At 46.4% G+C, this 1,025-nt stretch carries 2 protein-coding genes; both read left to right on the forward strand.

Annotated features, from left to right (window positions below; genetic code table 11):
• Nucleotides 1–8: 8 nt before the first annotated feature.
• Complete coding sequence (locus IOD06_RS13420; RefSeq protein ID WP_320157442.1) at nucleotides 9–98, forward strand: multicopper oxidase domain-containing protein; 90 nt, start codon at nucleotides 9–11, stop codon at nucleotides 96–98.
• A 25-nt stretch (nucleotides 99–123) separates the two neighbouring features.
• A partial coding sequence (locus IOD06_RS13425) for a copper resistance protein B (RefSeq protein ID WP_194621262.1) occupies nucleotides 124–1,025 on the forward strand: 902 nt, incomplete at its 3' end.

Raw genomic sequence — 1,025 nt, forward strand, 5'->3', positions numbered from 1 at the left:
GCTTCGATGTGACGGGTGAAGTTGGACGATGGGCGTGGCATTGCCATCTGCTTTATCACATGGAAGCCGGTATGTTCCGAGAAGTTGCCGTCGTTTAACAAACCTTCGAATATGAGGCTTATTATGAAAATATCTAAGAAAAATCTGCCATTCATTGGTTTGTCATCGCTAGTCTTGCTCACATCATCGTTTGCAACGGCTGCTGATATGTCTGGCATGGATCACAGCGGTATGGACATGTCAGGCGATATGTCTGGTATGGATCACAGTGGCATGGATATGTCAGGTGATATGTCTGATATGGATCATAGCGGCATGGATATGTCGGGCGATATGTCGAATATGGACCACAGCGGTATGGATATGTCAGGCGATATGTCTGATATGGATCATAGCGGTATGAATATGTCGGGCGACATGTCTGATATGGATCATAGTGGCATGGATATGTCAGATATGGATATGTCTGGTATGGATCATAGCGGTATGGATATGTCAGGCGATATGTCTGGTATGGATCATAGTGGCATGGATATGTCAGGCGATATGTCTGGTATGGATCATAGCGGCATGGATATGTCTGGTATGGATCACAGTGGCATGGATATGTCAGGGATGCAAGGTGGGCAGCCACCAGCCGATGCTCGCAGTCCAGACTATTCAAACGGGGTTCCCTACGGGCAGTATGGTAAGCCAATGATGATGGGCAGCATGCCATTATGGGGAGTATCAGTAGACGACTTGGGCTATCAGTTTGATGAAGATCAAATCAACTTCGAGGCGACGGGTTGGTACGGTACTGATAGCAATCGTATCAGGCTACGCACGGAAGGTAGTGCTCAGACTAAAGATGATAAAGAAATAGATAGCTTAAGCTCTCTTGCTTATTGGAAACCACTGAGCATTTTCTGGAATGGTGAAGCTGGTGTCGCTTACGATACTGAGAATGATAACGCTGCCCTTATGGCAGGTATTGTCGGTACCGCGCCGTATTTTATCGAAACAGATGCGAGAGCCTATTTATA

It is taken from the genome of Psychrobacter sp. N25K4-3-2 (assembly GCF_015351755.1).
Classification (GTDB): domain Bacteria; phylum Pseudomonadota; class Gammaproteobacteria; order Pseudomonadales; family Moraxellaceae; genus Psychrobacter; species Psychrobacter glaciei.